General features: G+C 69.8%; 22 protein-coding genes. 16 read left to right on the top strand and 6 right to left on the bottom strand.

The window, feature by feature from the left end:
- Positions 1–240 precede the first annotated feature (240 nt).
- The 7 genes from EV186_RS39680 (at position 241) to EV186_RS34590 (ending at position 5,383) form a co-directional block, all read left to right on the top strand.
- Positions 241–921: an Rv0361 family membrane protein gene (locus EV186_RS39680; protein ID WP_208115924.1), complete on the top strand. Its 681-nt coding sequence runs from the start codon at positions 241–243 to the stop codon at positions 919–921.
- An 88-nt stretch (positions 922–1,009) separates the two neighbouring features.
- Complete coding sequence (locus EV186_RS34615) at positions 1,010–1,447, top strand: hypothetical protein (RefSeq protein WP_133853706.1); 438 nt, start codon at positions 1,010–1,012, stop codon at positions 1,445–1,447.
- A 121-nt stretch (positions 1,448–1,568) separates the two neighbouring features.
- A complete protein-coding gene (locus EV186_RS34610) occupies positions 1,569–2,015 on the top strand; it encodes a hypothetical protein (protein ID WP_133853705.1) in 447 nt (148 codons plus the stop codon).
- Positions 2,016–2,043: 28 nt separating this feature from the next.
- Positions 2,044–2,748, top strand: a complete 705-nt coding sequence (locus EV186_RS34605; protein ID WP_133853704.1) for an Rv0361 family membrane protein — start codon at positions 2,044–2,046, stop codon at positions 2,746–2,748.
- A gap of 155 nt (positions 2,749–2,903) precedes the next feature.
- Positions 2,904–3,680, top strand: a complete 777-nt coding sequence (locus EV186_RS34600; protein ID WP_133853703.1) for a hypothetical protein — start codon at positions 2,904–2,906, stop codon at positions 3,678–3,680.
- A 45-nt stretch (positions 3,681–3,725) separates the two neighbouring features.
- Positions 3,726–4,439, top strand: a complete 714-nt coding sequence (locus tag EV186_RS34595; protein ID WP_133853702.1) for a hypothetical protein — start codon at positions 3,726–3,728, stop codon at positions 4,437–4,439.
- 107 nt (positions 4,440–4,546) lie between these two features.
- Complete coding sequence (locus EV186_RS34590; protein WP_133853701.1) at positions 4,547–5,383, top strand: Rv0361 family membrane protein; 837 nt, start codon at positions 4,547–4,549, stop codon at positions 5,381–5,383.
- A 57-nt stretch (positions 5,384–5,440) separates the two neighbouring features.
- On the opposite strand, the gene EV186_RS34585 is transcribed toward EV186_RS34590, so the two are convergent.
- Both EV186_RS34585 and EV186_RS34580 read right to left on the bottom strand, forming a co-directional pair.
- The gene (locus EV186_RS34585) at positions 5,441–6,268 is read right to left on the bottom strand and encodes a tRNA (adenine-N1)-methyltransferase (protein ID WP_133853700.1); all 828 of its coding nucleotides are present in this window, start codon (positions 6,266–6,268) and stop codon (positions 5,441–5,443) included.
- Positions 6,269–6,291: 23 nt separating this feature from the next.
- Complete coding sequence (locus EV186_RS34580; RefSeq protein WP_133853699.1) at positions 6,292–7,428, bottom strand: site-2 protease family protein; 1,137 nt, start codon at positions 7,426–7,428, stop codon at positions 6,292–6,294.
- A 96-nt stretch (positions 7,429–7,524) separates the two neighbouring features.
- On the opposite strand from EV186_RS34580, the gene EV186_RS34575 reads away from it, so the two are divergent.
- Positions 7,525–8,433 (top strand): RecB family exonuclease, encoded by a 909-nt coding sequence (locus tag EV186_RS34575; protein WP_133853698.1) that lies wholly within the window; start codon positions 7,525–7,527, stop codon positions 8,431–8,433.
- The gene (locus EV186_RS34570) at positions 8,433–9,218 is read left to right on the top strand and encodes a thioesterase family protein (protein WP_133853697.1); all 786 of its coding nucleotides are present in this window, start codon (positions 8,433–8,435) and stop codon (positions 9,216–9,218) included. The genes EV186_RS34575 and EV186_RS34570 overlap by 1 nt, the downstream gene beginning before the upstream one ends.
- Positions 9,219–9,453: 235 nt before the next feature.
- Here the strand turns inward: EV186_RS34570 and ligD are convergent, their stop codons facing one another.
- Both ligD and ku read right to left on the bottom strand, forming a co-directional pair.
- Positions 9,454–10,872 (bottom strand): non-homologous end-joining DNA ligase, encoded by a 1,419-nt coding sequence (ligD, locus tag EV186_RS34565; RefSeq protein WP_133853696.1) that lies wholly within the window; start codon positions 10,870–10,872, stop codon positions 9,454–9,456.
- Between the two features lie 3 nt (positions 10,873–10,875).
- On the bottom strand, positions 10,876–11,757 hold the full coding sequence (gene ku, locus EV186_RS34560) for a non-homologous end joining protein Ku (RefSeq protein ID WP_133853695.1): 882 nt from the start codon (positions 11,755–11,757) through the stop codon (positions 10,876–10,878).
- A gap of 220 nt (positions 11,758–11,977) precedes the next feature.
- Between ku and EV186_RS34555 the strand changes: the two genes are divergently transcribed.
- The 3 genes from EV186_RS34555 (at position 11,978) to EV186_RS34545 (ending at position 15,309) form a co-directional block, all read left to right on the top strand.
- Entirely contained in the window at positions 11,978–13,756 is a 1,779-nt protein-coding gene (locus EV186_RS34555; protein WP_243754449.1) for a sensor histidine kinase, read from the top strand.
- Complete coding sequence (locus tag EV186_RS34550) at positions 13,753–14,406, top strand: response regulator (protein WP_133853693.1); 654 nt, start codon at positions 13,753–13,755, stop codon at positions 14,404–14,406. The genes EV186_RS34555 and EV186_RS34550 overlap by 4 nt, the downstream gene beginning before the upstream one ends.
- Positions 14,407–14,508: 102 nt before the next feature.
- Positions 14,509–15,309, top strand: coding sequence for a hypothetical protein (locus EV186_RS34545; RefSeq protein WP_133853692.1), 801 nt, complete (start codon positions 14,509–14,511; stop codon positions 15,307–15,309).
- A gap of 19 nt (positions 15,310–15,328) precedes the next feature.
- Here EV186_RS34545 and icmF read toward each other — a convergent pair whose 3' ends face one another.
- Entirely contained in the window at positions 15,329–18,565 is a 3,237-nt protein-coding gene (gene icmF / locus EV186_RS34540; protein ID WP_133853691.1) for a fused isobutyryl-CoA mutase/GTPase IcmF, read from the bottom strand.
- 156 nt (positions 18,566–18,721) lie between these two features.
- Between icmF and EV186_RS34535 the strand changes: the two genes are divergently transcribed.
- Positions 18,722–19,228 (top strand): MarR family winged helix-turn-helix transcriptional regulator, encoded by a 507-nt coding sequence (locus EV186_RS34535; RefSeq protein ID WP_133853690.1) that lies wholly within the window; start codon positions 18,722–18,724, stop codon positions 19,226–19,228.
- Here EV186_RS34535 and EV186_RS34530 read toward each other — a convergent pair.
- On the bottom strand, positions 19,194–19,778 hold the full coding sequence (locus tag EV186_RS34530; protein ID WP_341815962.1) for a phosphatase PAP2 family protein: 585 nt from the start codon (positions 19,776–19,778) through the stop codon (positions 19,194–19,196). The two genes, EV186_RS34535 and EV186_RS34530, sit on opposite strands and share 35 nt — an antisense overlap.
- 78 nt (positions 19,779–19,856) lie before the next feature.
- Between EV186_RS34530 and EV186_RS34525 the strand changes: the two genes are divergently transcribed.
- Genes EV186_RS34525 through EV186_RS34515 form a run of 3 tightly spaced genes read left to right on the top strand, consistent with a single transcriptional unit; the run spans position 19,857 to position 21,268 of the window.
- Positions 19,857–20,432 (top strand): dihydrofolate reductase family protein, encoded by a 576-nt coding sequence (locus EV186_RS34525; RefSeq protein ID WP_133853689.1) that lies wholly within the window; start codon positions 19,857–19,859, stop codon positions 20,430–20,432.
- Positions 20,433–20,462: 30 nt separating this feature from the next.
- Entirely contained in the window at positions 20,463–20,921 is a 459-nt protein-coding gene (locus EV186_RS34520) for a peroxiredoxin (RefSeq protein ID WP_133853688.1), read from the top strand.
- Between the two features lie 20 nt (positions 20,922–20,941).
- On the top strand, positions 20,942–21,268 hold the full coding sequence (locus tag EV186_RS34515) for a RidA family protein (protein ID WP_133853687.1): 327 nt from the start codon (positions 20,942–20,944) through the stop codon (positions 21,266–21,268).

Genomic DNA, 21,268 nt, shown 5'->3' with positions numbered 1-21,268 from the left:
GGCACCTCCTTCCCGAACTCTTACCTCACACGGTACCGGCGAGCACCGACAAGAGGTGACAACAAGGATGCCGTGATCACCGTTGCGAAGTCGAGAAACGCCCACTCGGCGGGATGAAATCCGCCAAGTCGGTGCCAAGCGGCACTGGCGACCCGCTACCGTGCGTCGTGCACTAGTCCAACTGCGCGCACCGTGTTCGTACGCTCCGCGCAGCGCGACGCCACGATCTAGGAGATACCGATGTCCCAACCGCCTGGCCCGTACGGTCAGCAGCCCGGATACGGCGGACAGCAGCCGTACGGCCAGCAGCCGTATGGCCAGCAGCCTGGGGGCTACCCGCAGTCCGGCGGCTACCCCCAGCAGGGGTACCCGCAGTCCGGTCCGCAGCCGCAGCAGGGCTACCAGCAAGCCGGTGGCTACGGCGGCTACCCCGGTGGCTACGGCCAGCCGCCGAAGAAGAGCCCGATGCCGTGGATCCTCGGCATCGGTGGTGCCGTCGTGGTCGCGGTGGTGGTCGTGCTGATCATCGTGCTGTCCGGCGGCGGCAGCGGCGACACCAGCAGCCCGAACGGCGTGGCGCAGGCCGCGGTCGACGCGATCAACAACAAGGACGCGGACGCCGCCAACAAGCTCTCCTGCAAGTCCGGCGGCAGCGTCGAGGACAGCAGCAAGGCCCTCGAAGAGCTCAAGAACGCCGACGTGCACGCCTCGCTCAAGGGCGATCCGCAGGTCAACGGGGACACGGCCACGGCGACGGTCAACATGGACGTCACCTACCAGGGCCACCACATCAACCAGGACCTCGAGCTGTCGATGAAGAAGAACGGCGACAGCTGGTGTGTCGACGACCTCGACTCCTCCTCGGCGTCGGGTGGCTCGGACTCGGGCAGTGGCGGCGACTCCACGGAGCCCACTGGCTGAGCCAGGAACGACCAACCGACGGCGCCGGTCCCCTCCCCACAGGGACCGGCGCCGTTCGTTTGCCCGCACATGCGGAACAATCCGCGCCATGTCGTGGCTGCGGGCGTTGCGTGCTCGTCCCCGCCTGGCGCTGGGCATCGGCGTGGCGGTCGTCCTCGTGGTGGCCGGCGTCGTGACCGCCGTGGGGCTGCTGCGCGAGCCGGCCGCACCGGACGTGAGCACGCCTGAGGGTGTGGCATATGCCACAGGACAGGCGTTGAGCGGCAAGGATCCCGAGAAGCTCCGCACGATCAGCTGCGACCCGGCGAACTTCGACGGCGACACGAGCGCGAGCGCCGTCGCGGTGCTCGAGCAGCCGGACGTCACGATCGAGGCGCACACGGCCGGTCGACCCGCCGTGAGCGGGAACAAGGCGACTGCGAAACTCGATCTCACAATCACCTATCAAGGTGGAACCCAGGACGTACCGGTCACGCTCCAACTGGCACGGCGCGGCACCGGATGGTGCCTGGCCGACCTGACATGACCGGCCGAGGCAGGGACGGGCGCACCCCATGACGACTCCCCCGCAGCAACCAGGGGCTCAGGAACCAGGCAGTGGCCCCGCCCACGGGCAGACGTACGGACAAGCGGGACATTTCGGGCAGATGGGCGGTTACGTGCCGCCACCCCCGCCCAAGGAACGCCACCCGATGCCCTGGATCCTCGGTGGCGTCGCCGTCCTCGTCGTCGCGGCCGTCGTGGTGTTGATCGTCGTGCTCACGAGCGGGACGGACACCAGCTCGCCCAAGGCGGTCAACGACTCCGTCGTCGAGGCGCTCAACGACAAGGACATCAAGGCGTTGCAGGGTGTCTTGTGCAATCCCGATGTGGTGCCGCAGGAGATCAACCAGGGTCTCGCGCTCGGCAAGGACATGGTCGACATCAAGGCGCAGGCCAAGGGTGACCCGGCGCAGAACGGAGACACGGCCACGTCGACAGTCGGCGTCCAGCTGACCGCGATGGGCCAGACCGTCCAGGCGAACGTGCATCTCACGTACCGCAAGAACGGCGACTCGTGGTGCGTCGCCGACATGAAGGCCAACCTCGGCTGACCGTGCCACAAGACGAAACGAGCGAGCGATGACGTACCCACCGCAGCCCGGTCAGAACGACCCCTACGGCCAGCAGCCGCCCTACGGCCAGCAACCGCAGCAAGGGCAACCGCCGTACGCTCAGCCCCAATACGGGCAACCGCAATACGGCCAGCCGCAGTACGGGCAGCCCCAGCCCGGCCAGCCCCAGCCCGGCCAGCCCCAGCCCGGCCAGCCCCAATACGGGCAGCAGTTCCCGCAGACCGGCCCGCAGCAGCAGGCGTACGGCGGGTTCGGCACGTACGGGCAGCCGCCGCGCAGGCGTGGACCGCTGCCGTGGATCCTCGCGGGCGGCGGCGCGCTCGTGGTGATCGTGGTCGTGGTGCTGATCGTCGTGCTCGCCGGTGGCGACGGGGCGGGCGACTCGCCGAAGGGCACCGCGGACGCGCTCGCCACCGCGCTCAACGACCACGACATCAGCGCCATCAACGCGTTGCTGTGCGACCAGGGCGACAAGATCGACCCGCAGGACGTCGACGAGTCCGACGCCTTCAAGTCGATCAGCAACGTGCGGGTGAAGAGCGTGAGCGAGCCGGAGGGCGACTCGGCGACGGCCGTGCTGACCGCGACGGTGCACGGCGAGGAGAAGGACGAGGACTTCGCCATGCACAAGAAGGACGGCAAGTGGTGCGTGGGCGAACCCGGCTCGGGGGAAACCACGAACGACTCGTCCAGCCCACCCTCGACCGGGTGACGGCCTGAGCCAACCGCCGCATAACATGTGATCGTGTTCCCCGGAACCGCGGAAAGCGGGGAACGCCGATGGCGCAACGGCCGTCCCACTGTCGAACGACATTCAGGACGACACACCCAACGGCACTCCCTGCGCGGACGATACGGGGGATTTCGATGACCTACCCACAGCAGCCCGGTCAGTGGGGCCAGGACCCGCAGAGCGGGCCGAACCAGCAGCCCCAGTGGGGGCAGCAGCAGCCTCCGCAGTACGGGCAGCCCAGCCCCCCGTACGGCCAGCCGGCGCAGCCGCAGCAGCCGCAGTACGGCGGCGACTACGGGCAGTCCCACCAGTACGGCCAGACGCAGCAGTTCGGCCAGCTGCCGTGGGACCAGCAGCAGACCGGCGGCGGCCTGCCGCCCGGCGGGCCGAAGAAGCGCAACCCGAACACGATCGCCGCGATCGTCGTGGCCGCGATCGTCCTGGTCGGCGGGGCCGGCGTCGGCATCTACTTCGCCACCAAGGGCGACGACAAGGGCGGCAACGCCAGCCCCGGCACGAGCACGTCCAGCTCGGCACCCGCCACGACGACCACCGAGTCGTCGACCAGCGACCCCTACCCGACCGACACCACCACCGACGACCCGTACGACACCACGACCACGGAAGACTCCGGTGGTGACACCAGCGGGCCCGCCGCGGCGGCGCAGAAGTTCGCCGACGGGGTGAACAACCGGGTGCGCAGCGACATCATCGACGCCTCCTGCGACAAGGACACGCCGTTCGCGAACCTGGCCGACGACTCGATGGACGCCTCGGTGGAGATCAAGGGCGAGCCGTCGCTGTCCGGCTCGACCAAGGCCTACGTCCCGGTGAACATCCGGTTCTCGGGCAAGGACCACGAACTCTCCATGCCGCTGGACAAGAAGTCCGACGGCTGGTGCGTCGAGTAGAACCAGAGCCAACCGCCGAATCAGCCAGCTGGGGAACGAGAAGAGATGACCTACCCACCAAACCAGCCGCCGCAGCAGCCCTGGGGCCAGCAGCCCGATCCGTACAGCGGGGGGTTCCAGCAGCCGCAGCCCGGACCGCAGACCGGGCCGCAGCCGACCTCGGCGTACCAGGGGTTCGGCGCGTTCGGCGGGGGTGGCGGCCCGCAGCCGCCGAAGCGCAACACCAGCACCATCGCCGCGATCGTGGTCGGCGTGCTGATCGTGCTCGGCGGCGGTGGCGCGGCGGTCTACTTCCTGACCAAGGGCGACGACGACAACGGCGGCAGCGCCAACGGCGGCACGACGACCACGCACGTCACGACCACCACGACGACGTCGACGACCACCACCGACGACACGTTCACCACGACCGAGACCAGCGACTCCACGGTCGCCCCTGACGGCACCAGCCCGGACTCCGTGCGCGACGACTACATCCGCGCGTACGAGAGCAAGAGCTTCACGACCGTGGTCACGCACGCGTGCAAGGACTACATCTCCAAGTACGGCACGGACACCTCGGACGTGGAGCAGCAGATCGCGCCCTACACGATCCACGGCACGCCGGTCGGCGAGCCCGATGTCACCGGCGACAGCGCACTCGCCAAGATCACCCTCGAGTTCGCCAAGGGAAGCGGCACACCGCAGACCAAGTCGATCAAGGTCAAGGCCGTGCTGGAGGACGACAGCTGGAAGTTCTGCGGGGAGGCTGCGGGCTGACCTTGCTGGTCAGGGCCGGTTGCGGGGGTCGTGAGCGGCTGTGGCAGCCTTCGGCCCTACGGTGGCAAGCAGACGCATCCGACTGGAGCAAGCCCGGGGGACATCGAATGACGTATCCGCCTCAGAACCAACCTGACCCGTGGGGCCAGCAACAGGGGCCGCCCGAAGGGTGGGGTCCGCAGCCCGACCAGTGGGGCCAGCAACCGCCCCCGCCGCAGGACCCCTGGGGTGGCGGCGGGTACGACGGCTACGGCGGGCCGCCGCCGAAGAAGGGCGGCGGCAAGACGGTCGCGATCGTCCTCGTCATCGTGGTGGTGCTTGCCGGTGCGGGCGTCGGCTTGTTCTTCTTGTTGAAGAACAAGGACAGCGACAACAACGCCGGTCCGGGCGGCATGAACCCCAACGACCCCAAGTCGGTCGCGGTCGCGTGGGCCGACAAGTACTCGCGCGCCTACAACTCCGACTACCAGGAGGTCAAGGCGACCGACCTCAAGCCGCTCATGTGCCAGTCCCAGTACAAGGGCCTGGACGAGGTGCAGCAGCTGGCCGATGCCAAGCGCGCCAACGGTTCGTCCGGCAGCGCCGTGCCCACGCCCAACCACCGCAAGTACAAGCTGACCGTCGGTGACGTGAAAGCCAACGGCGACACCGCGACCGTCATGGTGACGGCAACGCCGGAGTCCTCGTCCGGCAGCGGCGGCCCGTCGGCCTCGGCGGCCGCCAGCAGGTCGGAAACCCGCGCCTTCGACATGAAGAAGGAAAACGGCGGCTGGAAGGTCTGCGGCCCGCAGAAAGGCAACGGCGGCGGCAACGGCGGCTCGACCCCGTCCGGAGGCGTCCAGCTCCCCGGCAGCGGTAGTGGCGGTGGCGGTGCCAGCGGCGGCCCCGTGCCCAGCGGCAGCCTCAAGCCCCTCCCCAGCGGCATCCCCATCCCCACGCGGTAACCGAAGAGCGAAGCAAACGACGGCACCCCAGCGAATGCTCGGGGTGCCGTCGTTCGTTCAGCCCTTGCTGGGCCGTCGCTGTGGTTTGGGCGCCTGAACCCCGTCCGCCAATCGCCGCGCTGTGAGCAAGAACGCCGTGTGCCCCTGCATCCGGTGCTCCGGGCGCACGGCCAGCCCGACCACGTGCCAAGGCCGCATCAACGTCTCCCACGACTGCGGCTCGGTCCAGCACAACTGCTCCCGCAACGCTTCGGTCACTTTGGACAGCTGCGTGACGGTCGCCACGTAAACGACGAGCACGCCACCGGGAATCAGGTTGGCCGCGACGGTGGGCAGCACCTCCCAGGGCGCCACCATGTCCAGCACCACCCGGTCCACTTCCCCGGTGTGCGTGGCGAGGTCGGCCACGTGCAGCGACCAGTTCTCCGGCAGCTCCCCGAAGAACCGCCGCACGTTCCGGTCGGCGTGCTCGGCGTGGTCGTCACGGATCTCGTAGGACGTCACCGATCCGGACGGTCCGACCGCCCGCAGCAACGAGCACGTCAGCGCACCGGACCCCGCGCCGGCCTCCAGCACCCGGGCGCCGGGGAAGATGTCGCCCCACATGACGATCTGCGCGGCGTCCTTCGGGTAGATCACCTGCGCCCCACGGGGCATCGAGAGCACGTAGTCAGGCAGCAGGGGACGCAACGCCAGGTAGGCGGTCCCGGCCATCGAGGTGATCACCGAACCCTCGGGCAGCCCGATCAGGTCGTCGTGGTTCAGCGCACCGCGGTGCGTGTGGTAGCTGGCGCCCTGCTCGAGCACGATCGTGTAGTGCCTGCCCTTGGAATCGGTCAACTGCACCCGGTCGCCTGCCTTGAACGGCCCACTGACGCTGCTCATCGGCAAATCGTCGCAGAGCCCGGTCAGGACGCCGTCCGTGCCCCCAGCGCCGCACGCAGGTCCTCCCGGCGCAGCACGCCCGCGGGCCGCCCTTCCTCATCCACGACGAGGAACTGCCACGCGGCGGTCTCGTAAACCCGGTCGACCACGTCCTCACCGTCCTCACCGGACAGCAACACGGTGTCCGGCCGGATCGGTTCGGCGGCGAGCTGCGCGGGCGAGGTCGGTGACCGGTCCGCAAGTCTTTGCGCCGCAACGGGATCCAGCAAGCCGGCGGCTACCCCGTCGGCCCGCACAAGCACGACACCGCGACCGGCGGCCGCGGTCAATGCGTCGGACACCGGGCTCTCGGCGGGCAACTGCAACACCGGGCGCACCAGGTCGGCCAGCGTGAGGCCCTCCGGCCAGCTCCGCCGTTGCTCCGCGGCGAGCTCGCCACCCGCACCCGACACCACGAACCACGCGGTGATCGCGCAGACGCCGAGCCGCAGCCAGCGGTCCTCGCTCTGCTGCGCGAGACCCAGCATCGCCCAGAGGACCAGCAGCCCGGCGACCAGCCAGCCACCGAACACCGCGGCCTTGGTGCCGATGCCGCGCTTGCCGGTGATCGCCCAGACCCCCGCGCGGAGCATGCGCCCGCCGTCCAGCGGCAGGCCGGGCAGCAGGTTGAAGATCGCCACCGCGATGTTCGCCGCCGTGCACTCCAGCACCAGCAGCCAGACCGGCCCGTCGCCGGGGCCGACCATCAGCAGCACCCCGCACATGGCGGCGAGCAGGATGGACACGGCCGGACCGGCGGCCGCCACGAAGCCCTCGTGCAGTGGTTTGCGGGGTGTGCGGGTGACCTCGGAGAGCCCGCCGAGCAGGAACAACCGGAGCCTGCGCACAGGCAGCCCGAGCCGCAGCGCCACCACGCAGTGGCCGAGCTCGTGGGCCAGCACCGAGGCGCCGAGCAGCACCGCGAATGCGGCCGCGAGCAGCAACGAGACCACCAACGACGCGCCCGGCAGCAGCTTGCTGACCAGCGGGGTGTACAGGGCGACCACGGCGAGCGAGCCCACCCACCAGGACGGCGCGAGCAGCACGGGCACGCCCGACACCCGGAACAGCAGCAGGCCGCCGTCGCGGTCGGCGTTCGTCCAACCGCCCATCGTGGTCATGAGCGGACACTGTAGGCGTCATGGTGTTCAGGCGCTGTTGTGCCGCGGGCCGTGCCTCGCACGGGAGTGTCGGTGGTCTCGCTTAGGGTGATCGCCATGGTGGAACAGGCGAGCACGGTGGTCCAGACCGTGGTGGACGAGCTCATCGAGCAGGACACCCCGCGGCCCAGACGCCCTGCCCTGTCGCCCTCGCGCGCGGGCGACTTCAAGCAGTGCCCGCTGCTCTACCGCTTCCGCGCGGTCGACCGGCTGCCGGAGAAGCCGAGCAAGGCGCAGGTGCGGGGCACCGTCGTGCACGCGGTGCTGGAGGAGTTGTTCGGGCTGCCCCAGGGCGAGCGGATGCCCGACGCCGCGCACCAGCTGGTGGCACCCACGTGGGCGCGGCTGGTCGAGCAGCGTCCGGAGCTGGCCGAGCTCTTCCCCGAAGGCGCCGACGACCAGCTGGCCTCCTGGCTCGCCTCGGCCGGTGAACTGGTGGACGGCTACTTCACGCTGGAGGACCCGAACCGGCTGCAACCCGAGGCGTGCGAGCTGCTCGTGGAGAGCGAACTCGAGTCGGGGTTGCTGCTGCGCGGCTACATCGACCGGCTCGACGTGGCCCCCACAGGCGAGATCCGGGTCGTCGACTACAAGACCGGCGTCGCGCCGAAGGAGATCGGCGAGGCCCGGGCGCTGTTCCAGATGAAGTTCTACGCGCTGGTGTTGTGGCGGCTGCGTGGCGTGGTGCCGCGGCAGCTGCGGCTGATGTACCTGTCGGACCGCCAGTCGCTCGCGTACGCGCCGGACGAGGCCGAGCTGCGCCGCTTCGAGCGGACGCTGGAGGCGATCTGGGAGGCGATCCTCAAGGCGGGCAAGACGGGCGACTTCCGCCCGAACCCGAGCCGGCTGTGCGACTGGTGTGATCACAAGTCGCGCTGTCCTGCCTTCGGTGGCACACCACCGGACTACCCGGGCTGGCCGGAACCGGACCCGGGCGACGAAACCCTCGCAGACCGGGCGGATTGATGGACGACGCGTTCTACAAGCAACTCGACGAGAATCGGTTCCAGTCCACTGAGCACACCGCCGGGCCGTGGGGTCCCGGGATGCAGCACATGGGACCGCCCGCGGCGCTGGTGATGCGGGCGGTCGAAGGTGTCGCCGGCGGCGAGGACCGGGTGGTCGCGCGGCTGACCGTGGAGATCCTCGGGCCGGTGCCCCTTGGCGAGCTGACCGTCAACGCGCGGCTGGAGCGGCCCGGGCGCAGTGTCGAGATGGTGTCGGCCGAGCTGATCGCCGATGGCCGGCCGGTCGCCGTCGCGCGGGCTTGGCGGATCGGCGCGTCCGACACGTCCACTGTGCAAAGTGGACTGGCGGCTCCGTTGGCGCCGCCCTCCTCGGGCCGGTTGATCGGACGGCCGGCCGGGTGGGGCCCCGGGTACCTGGACGCGATGGAATGGCGTGCGCTCGCCGGGGCGCTCGGCGAGCCCGGCGCGGCGACGGTCTGGGTGCGGCAGAACGTGGCGTTGGTCGAGGGTGAGGAACCGTCGCCGCTGCAACGGTTGTGCGCGGTGGCGGACTCCGGGAACGGCGTGTCGGGGATGCTGCCGCCGACCGAGTGGTGGTTCATCAACACCGAGCTGACGGTCCACGTCCAGCGGCCACCGGTCGGCGAGTGGATCTGCCTGGATGCCGTGACCAGCATCGGGCCTTCCGGGGTCGGCACCGCCCGGTCGACGCTGCACGACCTGGACGGACAGGTCGCGTTCGGCGCCCAGGCCTTGATGATCCGGCCCCGGATGGCGACATGAACACCTTGGGACACCGGGTCGCGTCCTCGCCTCGGGACTGCAATCCTTCGGTGCGCCGCGGTGACGACTCCGTGCCTGGTTACCTGCGCAAAAAGGCCTGGAACATCAACCTTGCGGTGCACCGCGGGAACGGCTCCGCGCTCGCGTGCGTTCGCAAGGAATAGGAAGGTGCGCCCGAGCGGCTTGCCCTCATCGGCTGCATCATTACGAGGCCGGGCGGGTCTGACTGGTCAAGCTAGGACAGGTCCTCGGGCGACCGGTCCGGGAGCAGGCCGCGCCAGCGCGGTTCGCGCATGCGGCCGTCCTGGGTCCAGCGCACGAAGGCCACTTCGCCGACCAGCTCCGGCTTGACCCAGTGCGCGCCGCGGGCCCGGTCGGCCGGCACGTGGTCGAAGGGCGAGGTGTCGCGGGCCAGTTCGCGAAGGCGGCCGGTCAACGACTCCAGGTCGGCGTTGGTGAACCCGGTGCCCGCCGATCCCAGGTAGCGCAAGCCATCCCCGTCGGGCACGCCGACCAGCAACGCCCCCAGCACCCCCGACCGCTTCCCGGTTCCGGGGCGCCAGCCACCGATCACGACCTCCTCGGTCCGCAGGTCGGTGATCTTCACCCAGTCCGAGGAGCGGCGGCCCGGCTGGTACGCCGAATCCAGGCGCTTGGCCACCACGCCCTCGAGCTCCTGCTCCCGGCTGGCCGCCAGCACCGCCTCCCCCGCCCCGGCGTACGAGCGCGGGGTCTGCCAGTGCTTCCCCTTCAGCTCCAGCTCTTCCAGCAACGCCCGCCGCTCCCGGTACGGCAGCGACAGGCACGACCGTCCATCCACGTGCAACACATCAAAGATCAGGTAGGTCACCGGCGCGACCGCCACCAGCCGACGGGCGGCGCCGGCCTGGCTCACGTGCATCCGCTTGCGCAGCTTGTCGAAGCTCGGCCGCCCGCCGCTGAAGGCCACGATCTCGCCGTCCAGCACCACCTGGGTCGAGCCCAGCTGGGCGCCCAGGCCCGTCAGCTCCGGATAGCTGACGGTCACGTCGTTGCCTGCGCGGCTGTGGATCCGAATCCGGCCACCGTCCACTGTGACCAGAGCGCGGACACCGTCCCATTTGAACTCGAAGGTCCAGTCGTCGTCGGGCACCGGGAGCGGGCCGGGCACGGCAAGCATCGGCGACAGGTCGTCGGGCAGCGGTTCCCAGTCGGGGTGGGAGTCGGCCTCGCGGCGGCGGACCAGCCAGCCCTTCTCGCGTTTGAGGAAGATGAAGCGACCCTCGACGCGCGAGCCGTGCAAGCGCACGTCGATTTCGTAGTCCTCCCACTTGTACGTCTCGTAGGTGCCCCGATCCCAGATGAACATGGCGCCGCCGCCGTACTCGCCCTTGGGGATCTCGCCGTCGAAGGTCGCGTATTCGAGCGGGTGGTCCTCCGTGTGCACGGCCATGCGGATCGTCTTCAGATCCGGCGGCAGGCCCTTCGGCACCGCCCAGGACGCCAGGACACCGGCACGTTCGAAGCGGACGTCCCAGTGCAGCGCGGTGGCGTGGTGCTCCTGGATGACGAACGTGTTGTCGTCGCCGTGCGGCAGGGCCGCGTCCTCGGCGGGCACCGGCTCCGGGGTGCGGTCCGGGTCGCGTTTGCGCCGGTACTCGCCGAGGTCGCCCATGGATCAGGCGGTCTTCGAGGACTTCTTCGCGGGGGTCTTGCGCGTGGTGGACTTGCTCGCGGTCTTCTTCGTGCCGCTCGAGCTGGACTTCTTGGTGGAGCCAGAGCTGGAGCGGCCCTTCTTCGCCGCCTCCACGCTGCGTTCGAGCGCGGTCATGAGGTCGATGACGTCGCCCTCCTCGGCCTCCTCCTCGACCTCCGGCAATTCGGCGCCCTCGGCCTTGGCCTCGACCATCTTCTCCAGCGCCACCGTGTAGTCGTCGGTGTACTGGTCGGGTTCGAAGTCGCCGGCCATGCTCTCCACCAGCGAGCCCGCCATCTTCAGCTCCTGCTGGCGCACCTCGACGTCCTCGTCGAGGAAGCCGAAGTCGGGCTTGCGGATCTCGTCGGGCCACATCATGGTGTGCAGCACCAAGATGTCCTCGCGGGCGCGCAGGATCGCCAGGGTCTCGCGCTGGCGGATGGTGATCTTGACCAGGGCCAGCCGCTCTTCGTTCTCCAGCACGGTCCGCAGCAGCACGTAGGGCCGCACCGCCGACTTGTCCGGCTCGAGGTAGTAGCTCTTCTGGAAGAAGATCGGGTCGACGTCCTCGGCCGCCACGAACTCCATGACCTCGATGGCGTGGTCGGTCTTCACGGGCAGGTGCTCGAAGTCCTCCTTGTCGAGGATGACCATCCGGCCGTCCTCCAGCTCGCGGCCCTTCGCGATGTCCTGGTAGGCGACCTCTTCGCCGCACACGCTGCACACGCGCTTGTACTTGATGCGCCCGCCGTCCTCCCGGTGCACCTGGTGGAACGCGACGTCGTGTTCCTCGGTCGCCGTGTACAGGCGGACCCCGATGGTGACCAGGCCGAACGAGATCGCGCCACGCCACATCGATCTCATGGGTCCTGGGTACCGCGCTAGGACAGTTCGTGCACTCAATGTCACCCACATGGAGTAGTCCGAAGCCTAGAACTGTGGCGAGCAGTCAGCAAGCACACACTGCATGTGGTGTCCGGGTGGCTATGCCCGGAAGGAGTATCACGGTTGCGATACGGAACGATCCATCCATCGACGGCAAGTGCCAGACGACCCATCTCCATCGGTTCCGAGCGGGAGCGTTGTGCCGAACGACCCTGAATCGCGTGACGAAGAGAGGTTCGACGCGGACCTGCGCGGCCTGCGCAGGCACACGCTGCTGCAACACGTCATCGATCGCGCGGCGGCCGCGGCCCTGTCGAAGGAGCGCGTGCACCGGTTGCTCGACGCGGTCGTCTCCGTGGCGAGCGACCTGTCGTTGCCCGACGTGCTGCGCCGCGTGGTGTCCTCCGCGTGCGACCTCGCGGGAGCCCGCTACGGCGCGCTCGGCGTGCTCAGCGAGGGCGAGATGGTCGAGTTCACCTTCGCGGGCATGGACGACGAGACCACGAAGCAGATGGGCGGGCTGCCGACCGGCAAGGGCCTGATCGGCGAGATGGTCCACCGCGACGAGCCGCTCATGCTGCGCGACCTGCGCGAGCACGAGGCGTTCTCCGGCTTCCCCGAGGACCACCCCGAGATGCGGTCGCTGCTCGGCGTGCCCGTGCGGGTGCGTGACGAGGTGTTCGGGATCCTCTACCTGACCGAGAAGCTCGACGCCGAGGACTTCACCGAATCCGACCGCGAGACCGTGAGCGCGCTGGCCGCCGCCGCGGGCCTCGCCATCGAGAACGCCCGCCTGTTCGACCAGTCCCACCGCCGCGAGCAGTGGCTGCGGGCGATCAACGAGACCACCGCGAGCCTGCTGACCCGCACCGTCGACGACGAGACCCTGCACTCGCTCGCCCGCGGCGCGCGCCTGGCCTCGCACGCCGCCATGGCGTTGGTGGCGATCCACAACGAGGACGACCAGATGGACGTCCGCGCCGCCGACGGGCTGCTGGCCGAGGAGATGGTCGGGCTCGCGTTGTCGGTCGGTTCGAGCCTGACCGGCGACGTCTACACCTCCGGCAGCGCGCGGTCGGTGGACAACCTGGCGTTCGACGCGATCCACCGCTCGGCGGAGAACGCACGGCTCATGCCGCCCGGCGTCCGCGACCTGGGGCCCGCGATCCTGGTGCCGATGGCCGCCGGCCAGCGCTCGCTCGGCGTGCTGATGCTCGCCAAGGAGCAGGGCGTGCGCCCGTTCGACGACCTGGACATGCGGATGGCCGAGGCGTTCGCAGGCAACGCGGCGCTGGCCATCGAGTTCACCCGGGCGCAGGAGGACCGGCAACGCCTGGCGTTGTTCGAGGAACGCGACCGGATCGCCCGCGACCTGCACGACCTGGTGATCCAGCGGCTCTTCGCGCTGGGCCTGGGCCTGCACGGCCTGCACCGGCACAAGGCGCTCGCCAGCGCGGCGGACGAGGTGACCGGCTACGTCGAGCAGGTGGACGTGACGATCCGGGAGATCCGCAAGAGCATCTTCTCGTTGCAGGAAGAGCCGGCCTCCGCCGCGCACGGCCTGCGCGCGGACCTGCTGCGCGGCTTGCAGGAGTGCACCGGCGCGCTCGGTTTCGAGCCGACGGTGCGCCTGGAAGGGCCGCTGGACACGGTCGTGCCCGACCCCGTCCGGCCCGACCTGCTTGCGACCATGCGGGAGGCGTTGTCCAATGTGGCCAGGCACGCCAAAGCGACTTCGGTGCTCGTGACGGTCGTGGTGAGCCCGGCGGGCGGGACGCTGGAACTGGAGGTCGACGACAACGGCCGTGGCCTGCCGGACACGGTGGTACGACGAAGCGGCCTCGCGAACATGACACGGCGGGCCCAGCGGTGGTCCGGGAGCTGCGAGATCACCTCCACCGCTTCGACCGGGACGACGGTGCGGTGGATGGTTCCGATCCAGCAGGATCGGAAGGCGACGGCGGAGGCGAGCACATGACGATCACGGTGTTCCTGCTCGACGACCACGAAGTGGTGCGCAGAGGCCTGCGCCAGCTGCTGGAGGTAGAGGACGACATCAGCGTGGCCGGCGAGGCCGCGACCGCGAAGCAGGCGCTGGCCCGGATCCCGGCCGTGCGCCCGGACGTGGCGATCCTCGACGTCCGGCTGCCCGACGGGCACGGCGTCGAGGTGTGCCGCGAGATCCGCTCGATCGTCGAACCGCCACCGGCGTGCCTGATGCTGACGTCCTTCTCCGACGACGACGCCCTGTTCGGCGCGATCATGGCCGGAGCCGCCGGGTACACGCTGAAGCAGGTGTCCGGCAACGACCTCGTCGCCGCGGTGCGCACACTGGCCAGTGGCGGATCGCTGCTCGACGCCGGGGTGACCGCGTCGGTGCTGCAACGGCTGCGCAGCGCCGAGGAGCAGGAAGACCCGCGCTACCGGACGCTGAGCCCGCAGGAGCGCAAGATCCTGGACCTGATCGCCGAGGGCAAGACCAACCGCCAGATCGCCGGTGAACTGTTCCTGGCCGAGAAGACGGTCAAGAACTACGTGAGCACCCTGCTGCACAAGCTCGGCTTCGACCGGCGGACCGAGGCCGCGGTCTACGTGACCCAACGCCGCCAGAACCAGCGCACCCGCTGACCCCGTCCCCCTCCTGACCGAAAGCGGTCATCTCCCCCACGCAGCCGTGCCCGCGCCCTAGCTTGGTGCGGGTACCTCTGGTCGGGGAGGCAGGAGGACGTGATGCCAGGTGTGGACGACAGCGCCCGCACGTTGGTGATGGCGTGGGACCAGCAGGTCAACCACGTCCACACCGGCCTGCAGCTGGCGGGCGACCAGCCGGTGGCCGCCGACTCGGCCGCCGCGCGCGCCGCGTTCTTCGGGCCGACGCCACCCGGCGCCCAGCGGACGATCCTGCAGACCGGCGCCGTCGTGCCCGGCGGCAAGGACGGCATCATCGTCGGCCGGTTCTACATCCCGTCGCTGCTCGCCGCGGAGGGCAACCTCTACGGCGACAACCGCGGCCCGTCGACCGACCCGAACGCCAGTTCGCGGTTCTCGGTCGCGTGGGACACGGCCACCGGCGAGGTGAGCGTGACCGTGAGCCCCAGTACCACCAACGCGAACGGCAGTTTCTACCCGCCCAACGACATCATCGTCGGCCCGTTCGGCGTCCCGGTGCAGGTCCCGCCGAGCGTCCAACGCCACGACGAGGTGGTGCCGGCCCGGCCGATCACCATCGGACCGGGCGGCGAACCCAACAACTTCGTGGTCAACGCCGCCGACCCCACCCACCTGGACCTCAACTACAACCTGCTCAACAGCGTGATCCCGGTGGGCCAGGCCAACGGCCACCTCGGCCTGTCCCTGACCCCGGACGCCGTCGGCGTCCACCTCGACGGCGACGACTACCCGGCGGGCGAGTTCGTGCAGTACCGCTCCGACGGAGCCCGGCTGCTCGGCGACAAGCCGATGCCGCTCATCCAGGAAGGCGCGGTCGTCGGCATCGCTCCGATCGACCGGACCTGGACCGCGCCCCGCTGAGCCGTCACCTGGTGCGCCGTCACATGTTGCGGCGGTACTGGCCGCCGACCTCGAAGAAGGCCTCGGTGATCTGGCCCAGGGTGCACACCCGCGCCGCGTCCATGAGCACGCCGAACACGTTCTCGTCGCTCGCCGCCGCCGCACGCAACCGGGCCAGCGCCTCGGCCGCCTCCGTCCGGTGGGCCTCCTGGAACGCACGCGTCCGCTCGACCTGCGACTCCTTCTCCCGCTCGGTCGCACGCGCCAGCTCGATGGTCATCGGCTCGTCGTCGGCGTGGTCGGGCAGGAACGTGTTGACGCCGATCAACGGCAGCGACCCGTCGTGCTTGCGCTGCTCGTACAGCATCGACTCGTCCTGGATGCGCCCGCGCTGGTAGCCGGTCTCCATCGCGCCCAGCACGCCGCCGCGATCGGAGATCCGGTCGAACTCGGCGAGGACGGCTTCCTCCACCAGGTCCGTGAGCTCGTCGATGATGAACGAGCCCTGCAACGGGTTCTCGTTCTTCGACAGCCCCCACTCGCGCCCGATGATCAGCTGGATGGCCATCGCGCGGCGCACCGAGCTCTCCGTCGGCGTGGTGATCGCCTCGTCGTAGGCGTTGGTGTGCAACGAGTTCGCGTTGTCGTAGAGCGCGCACAACGCCTGCAGCGTGGTGCGGATGTCGTTGAAGTGCATCTCCTGCGCGTGCAGCGACCGGCCAGAGGTCTGCACGTGGTACTTGAACTTCTGCGACCGCTCTGCCGCGCCGTAGCGCTCCTTCATCGCGATCGCCCAGATCCGCCGGGCGACCCGGCCGATCACCGAGTACTCGGCGTCCATGCCGTTGGAGAAGAAGAACGACAGGTTCGGCGCGAAGTCGTCGATCTTCATGCCGCGGGCCAGGTACGACTCCACGTAGGTGAACCCGTTGGCCAGGGTGAACGCCAGCTGGCTGATCGGGTTGGCCCCGGCCTCGGCGATGTGGTAGCCGGAGATCGACACCGAGTAGAAGTTGCGGACCTTGTTGGCGATGAACCACTCCTGGATGTCCGCCATCATCCGCAGGCTGAACTCCGTGGAGAAGATGCAGGTGTTCTGGCCCTGGTCCTCCTTGAGGATGTCGGCCTGCACCGTGCCGCGCACATTCGCAAGCGTTTGTGCGGCAATGGAAGCGCGCTCGTCGGGCGAGGGCTCCCGGCCGTGCTCGGCCTCGAACTTCGCGACGTTCTGGTCGATGGCCGTGTTCAGGAAGTACGCCAGGATCGTCGGCGCCGGGCCGTTGATCGTCATCGACACCGACGTGGTCGGCGCGGTCAGGTCGAAGCCGTCGTAGAGGGCCTTCATGTCGTCGAGCGAGGCGATGGACACGCCGGACGTGCCGATCTTGCCGTAGACGTCGGGCGGGGTGTCGGGGTCGCGCCCGTAGAGGGTCACCGAGTCGAAGGCCGTGGACAACCGCGTCGCCGGGTTGCCCTCGGACAACAGCTTGAACCGGCGGTTGGTGCGGAACGCGTCGCCCTCGCCCGCGAACATGCGGGCCGGGTCCTCACCGTCGCGCTTGAACGGGAAGACGCCCGCGGTGAACGGGAAGCGGCCCGGCAGGTTCTCCTTGCGCAGGAAGCGCAGCAGCGAGCCCTCGTCGTCGAACCTCGGCAGCGCGACGCGCGGGATCTTGTTGCCGGACAACGTCTCCCGGTAGAGCTGGGTGTGGATCTCCTTGTCCCGCACCTTCACCACGAGCTCGTCCGCGGTGTAGTCCTCGACCGTCTTCGGCCACTCCTCGAGGGCCTGGACGTCCTCGGGGTTCAGCGAACCCTTGGCCAGCAGCCCTTGGATGTCCTCAGTGGACGCGTCGGCGGCGGCCAGTTCGTCAGCCGCGCGGCGCAGGGCCGCGTGGCGGCGCACCTGCTCGACACGCTCGTCGGTCTCGGCGTGGTAGCCCCGCACCGTGTCGGCGATCTCGGACAGGTAGCGGGCGCGGGCGGCGGGCACGACCGTCGCCGCGGTCGTGGACACCTTGCCGGACACCGCGGGCAGCACGCCCTCGGTGATCGGCAGGCCGCGGCCGGCCAGGTCCTCCCGCAGCGCCTGGTAGAGCGCGGTCACGCCGTCGTCGTTGAAGGTCGCGGCGCTGGTGCCGAAGACCGGCATGTCCTCCCAGGACCTGCCGAACGCCTCGCGGTTGCGCACCAGCTGGCGGCCCACGTCGCGGCGGGCGTCGTCGGCGCCGCGCCGCTCGAACTTGTTGATCGCCACGAAGTCGGCGAAGTCGAGCATGTCGATCTTCTCCAGCTGCGACGCGGCGCCGAACTCCGGCGTCATCACGTACAGCGAGACGTCGACGAACGGCACCACACCGGCGTCGCCCTGGCCGATGCCGGGCGTCTCGACGATCACCAGGTCGTTGCCGGCGGCCTTGGCCACCGTGATGGCGTCACGCAGGCCGTCGGGCAGGTCCGAACCAGTTCCGCGGGTCGCGATCGAGCGGAAGAAGACCCGGTCGCCGTCGAGGGAGTTCATCCGGATCCGGTCGCCGAGCAGCGCACCCCCGCTACGCCGGCGGGTCGGGTCGACCGCGATCACGGCGATGCGCAGCTTGTCCTGCTGGTCCAGGCGGATCCGGCGGATCAGCTCGTCGGTCAGCGACGACTTGCCGGAGCCACCGGTGCCGGTGATGCCGAGCACGGGGACCTGCCGGTCCTTGGCGGCCGCCTCGACCGCGGTGCGCAGCGCGTCGGGCAGGGCGCCCGCCTCAGCGAGGGTGATGGCCCGGGCCAGCGCGCCCTGGTCCCCGGCGAGCACGGCCTCCGGCTCCGGGGCGGGACCGGCGGCCAGGTCGGTGTCGCAGGCCTCGATCATCGTGTTGATCATGCGGGCGAGGCCGAGCTTCTGGCCGTCCTCGGGCGCGAAGATCTTGGCGACCCCGCGCTCGTGCAGGAGCTTGATCTCCTCGGGCACGATCACCCCGCCGCCACCGCCGTACACCTTCACGTGCCCGGCGCCGTGCTTGGCCAGCAGTTCGACCAGGTAGCTGAAGTACTCGACGTGCCCGCCCTGGTACGCGCTGATCGCGACGCCCTGGACGTCCTCCTGGATCGCGGCGTTGACCACCTCGGCGACCGAGCGGTTGTGCCCGAGGTGGATCACCTCGGCGCCCTGGGACTGCAGAATGCGGCGCATGATGTTGATCGCGGCGTCGTGGCCGTCGAACAGGCTCGCCGCGGTCACGAACCGGACCGGGTTCACCGGGCGGTGAAGTTCCGCTTGGCCACTCATCGGCATGCCTCCTGACACTCCAGAGCGTACAAGAATAGTTTGACGTCCTACTGTCGGAGCGGCAACTAACCAGTGGCCGAACTCTCAGTTCCCGCCGGGTGTCCCACAGAGAGGAATACCCACTATCGCGGGCGACCAACTGGATACGCTCTGGACATGTCGCAGGTCACCACCGACGCGCACCGGCTCACCGAGGTCGTCACCCGGCTTCGCCGGGCCCTGCGCACCAGCATCCGCACCGACTACCCCTGGGAGTCGCTGCCGATGGCGCAGGTGGAGCTGCTCATGTGCGTGGCCGAGCACGAACCGGCCCGGGTCGGCGAACTGGCCGACCTGCTGCGGCTCGCGCCGAACACGGTGAGCGGGCTCGTGCAGCAGTTGACCGACGCCCGACTGGTGCTCCGGACCGTCGACACGGCCGATCGCCGGGTCGCCCGGGTGACCCTGACCGACGCCGGCCGGGCGAAGCTGCACGACTGGCAGGAAGCGCACGAGCGGCGGCTCTCGGTCGCGCTCGACGGGCTCACCGAGCCCGAACGCCAGTCGGTGCTGACCGCGTTACCCGCGCTGGACCGGCTGGTCGACGCGCTGAGCGAGACCGAACCGAAGACGGCCAAGGAGAAAGGCGTCAGCGCAGCAGCAGGAACACCGCGCCGCCGCTGACCGGCCCCAGCAGCGCCCCGGCGACGACCTGGGTCACGGTGTGGTCGGTCAGCACCACCCGCGACCAGCCGATCAACGCCACCAGCAGGAACAACGCCAGCCACGCCGGGCCGTAGAGCAACGCGATCGTGGCGGCCGCGCCACCGGCGACCGTGGTGTGCAGCGAGACCTTCCACCAGCGCGTGATCAGGATGCACACGGCGAGCGTCACGAGCATCGAGGCGGCCAGGGCCACGACGTCCTGCGGCGCGTGGCCGGCCAGCAGGACGACGAGCCCGGCGACCCCCGAGCCCAACGCCACCATGAGCGGCACGAACCGGTGCTCGCGATCGCGCACGTGGTGGCCGTCCCAGCGCCCGCGCCGCGCGCCCCGGACGATGAAGACCATCGGCAGCACGCTGGTGAACACCGCGACCACCAGGCCCCAGCCGATCGTCGGCAGGACCCGGTAGCCGGTCGCCTGCCACGCCACGGCCACCGGCAACAGGAACACCACGACGGCCGGCGAACACACCTCCGTGACGGCCTTCGCCGCCCGCACACCCCGCACGATCGATCATGGTCGCACCGATGAGCTCGAGGCACGGCGCCGGTATACCTCCCGACACCGAAACCGAGGGAGCACACCATGACCGTGATCGTCTGCCAGTTCACCACCCTCGACGGCATCGTGACCGACCCCGACGGGTCCGACGGCACCGACGGAACCCATGGGCGCGGTGGCTGGGCGTTCCGGTTCGGCCCGGAGGCGGTCGCCGGGGACAAGTTCCGGCTCGGGCCCATCTTCGACGAGGGTGTGATGCTGCTCGGCCGCACGACGTGGGAGCTGTTCGCGCGGCTCTGGCCGAACCGGGACGACGAGTTCTCCCAGCGGATGAACGCCATGCCGAAGCTGGTCGCGTCCCACTCCCGGTCCGACGTGTCGGCCTGGGCGAACTCGCGGCTGGTCGACGGCGACCTGCTCGACGCGGTCAAGCAGGAGGAACGCGACGTGGTCGTCATCGGCAGCGCGAGCGTGGTCGACCAACTGATGGCCGCGGACCTCGTGGACGAGTTCCGGCTGATGACCTTCCCGATCGTGCTCGGCAGCGGGCGCGGGCTCTTCCCCGCCGACGGACCGGAACTCGAGTTGGCCTGCGTCAGCGCCGATCAGGTCGGTGCCGCCGTCCTCACCCGCTGGCGCACCCGGCGCCCCGTAGGCTGATCCCGACGTCCGCGCGACGAAGGGATCCCCGTGCAGGCAGGCGACACCGCACCCGACTTCGAACTCCCCGACGAGACCGGTACGCCACGCAAGCTCAGCGACCTGCTCGCCGACGGCCCGGTCGTGCTGTTCTTCTACCCGGCCGCCATGACTTCCGGCTGCACCAAGGAAAGCTGCCACTTCCGCGACCTCGCCGCGGAGTTCGCCGAGGTCGGCGCGTCGCGGGTCGGGATAAGCCCGGACGCGGTGGACAAGCAGGCGGAGTTCTCCGGCATGCACGGGTTCGACTACCCGCTGCTGTCCGATCCGGACGGTGCGGTGGCCACGCAGTTCGGTGTGCGGCGGCGGTTCGGGCCGCTGCTGACCAAGCGGCAGACGTTCGTGATCGACACCGACCGGACGGTGCTCGAGGTGATCGCCAGCGAGTTGCGGTTCAACTCCCACGCCGACAAGGCTTTGGAAATCCTGCGCGCCCGGGCCAAGCGGTGACCGCGGGGCAGCCGTACTCGATGACCCGGGTCGCGAAGGGGCCCTTGCTGTTCGTGGCCGGGCAGGTGCCGACCCTGCCCGACGGGTCGGTGCCCGAGGGCGCCGCCGCGCAGACACGGGTGGTGCTCGACAAGATCGAGGCACTGCTTGCCGAGCACGAACTCGGCTGGCCGGCCGTGGTGAAGGTGACGTACTTCCTGCGTGACATCGCCGACCTGGGGGCGGTCCGGGAGGTCCTGCTGGACGTCCTGCCCGAACCGCGCCCGACCTCGAGCCTCGTGGCGATCACCGCGCTGGTCGACCCCCGCTTCGTCGTGGAGATAGAAGCAATCGCCGACCTGGGCTGA

The sequence above is a fragment of the Labedaea rhizosphaerae genome, from assembly GCF_004362825.1.
Lineage (GTDB): Bacteria > Actinomycetota > Actinomycetes > Mycobacteriales > Pseudonocardiaceae > Labedaea > Labedaea rhizosphaerae.
This window is presented reverse-complemented; position numbering and strand designations above follow the sequence as displayed.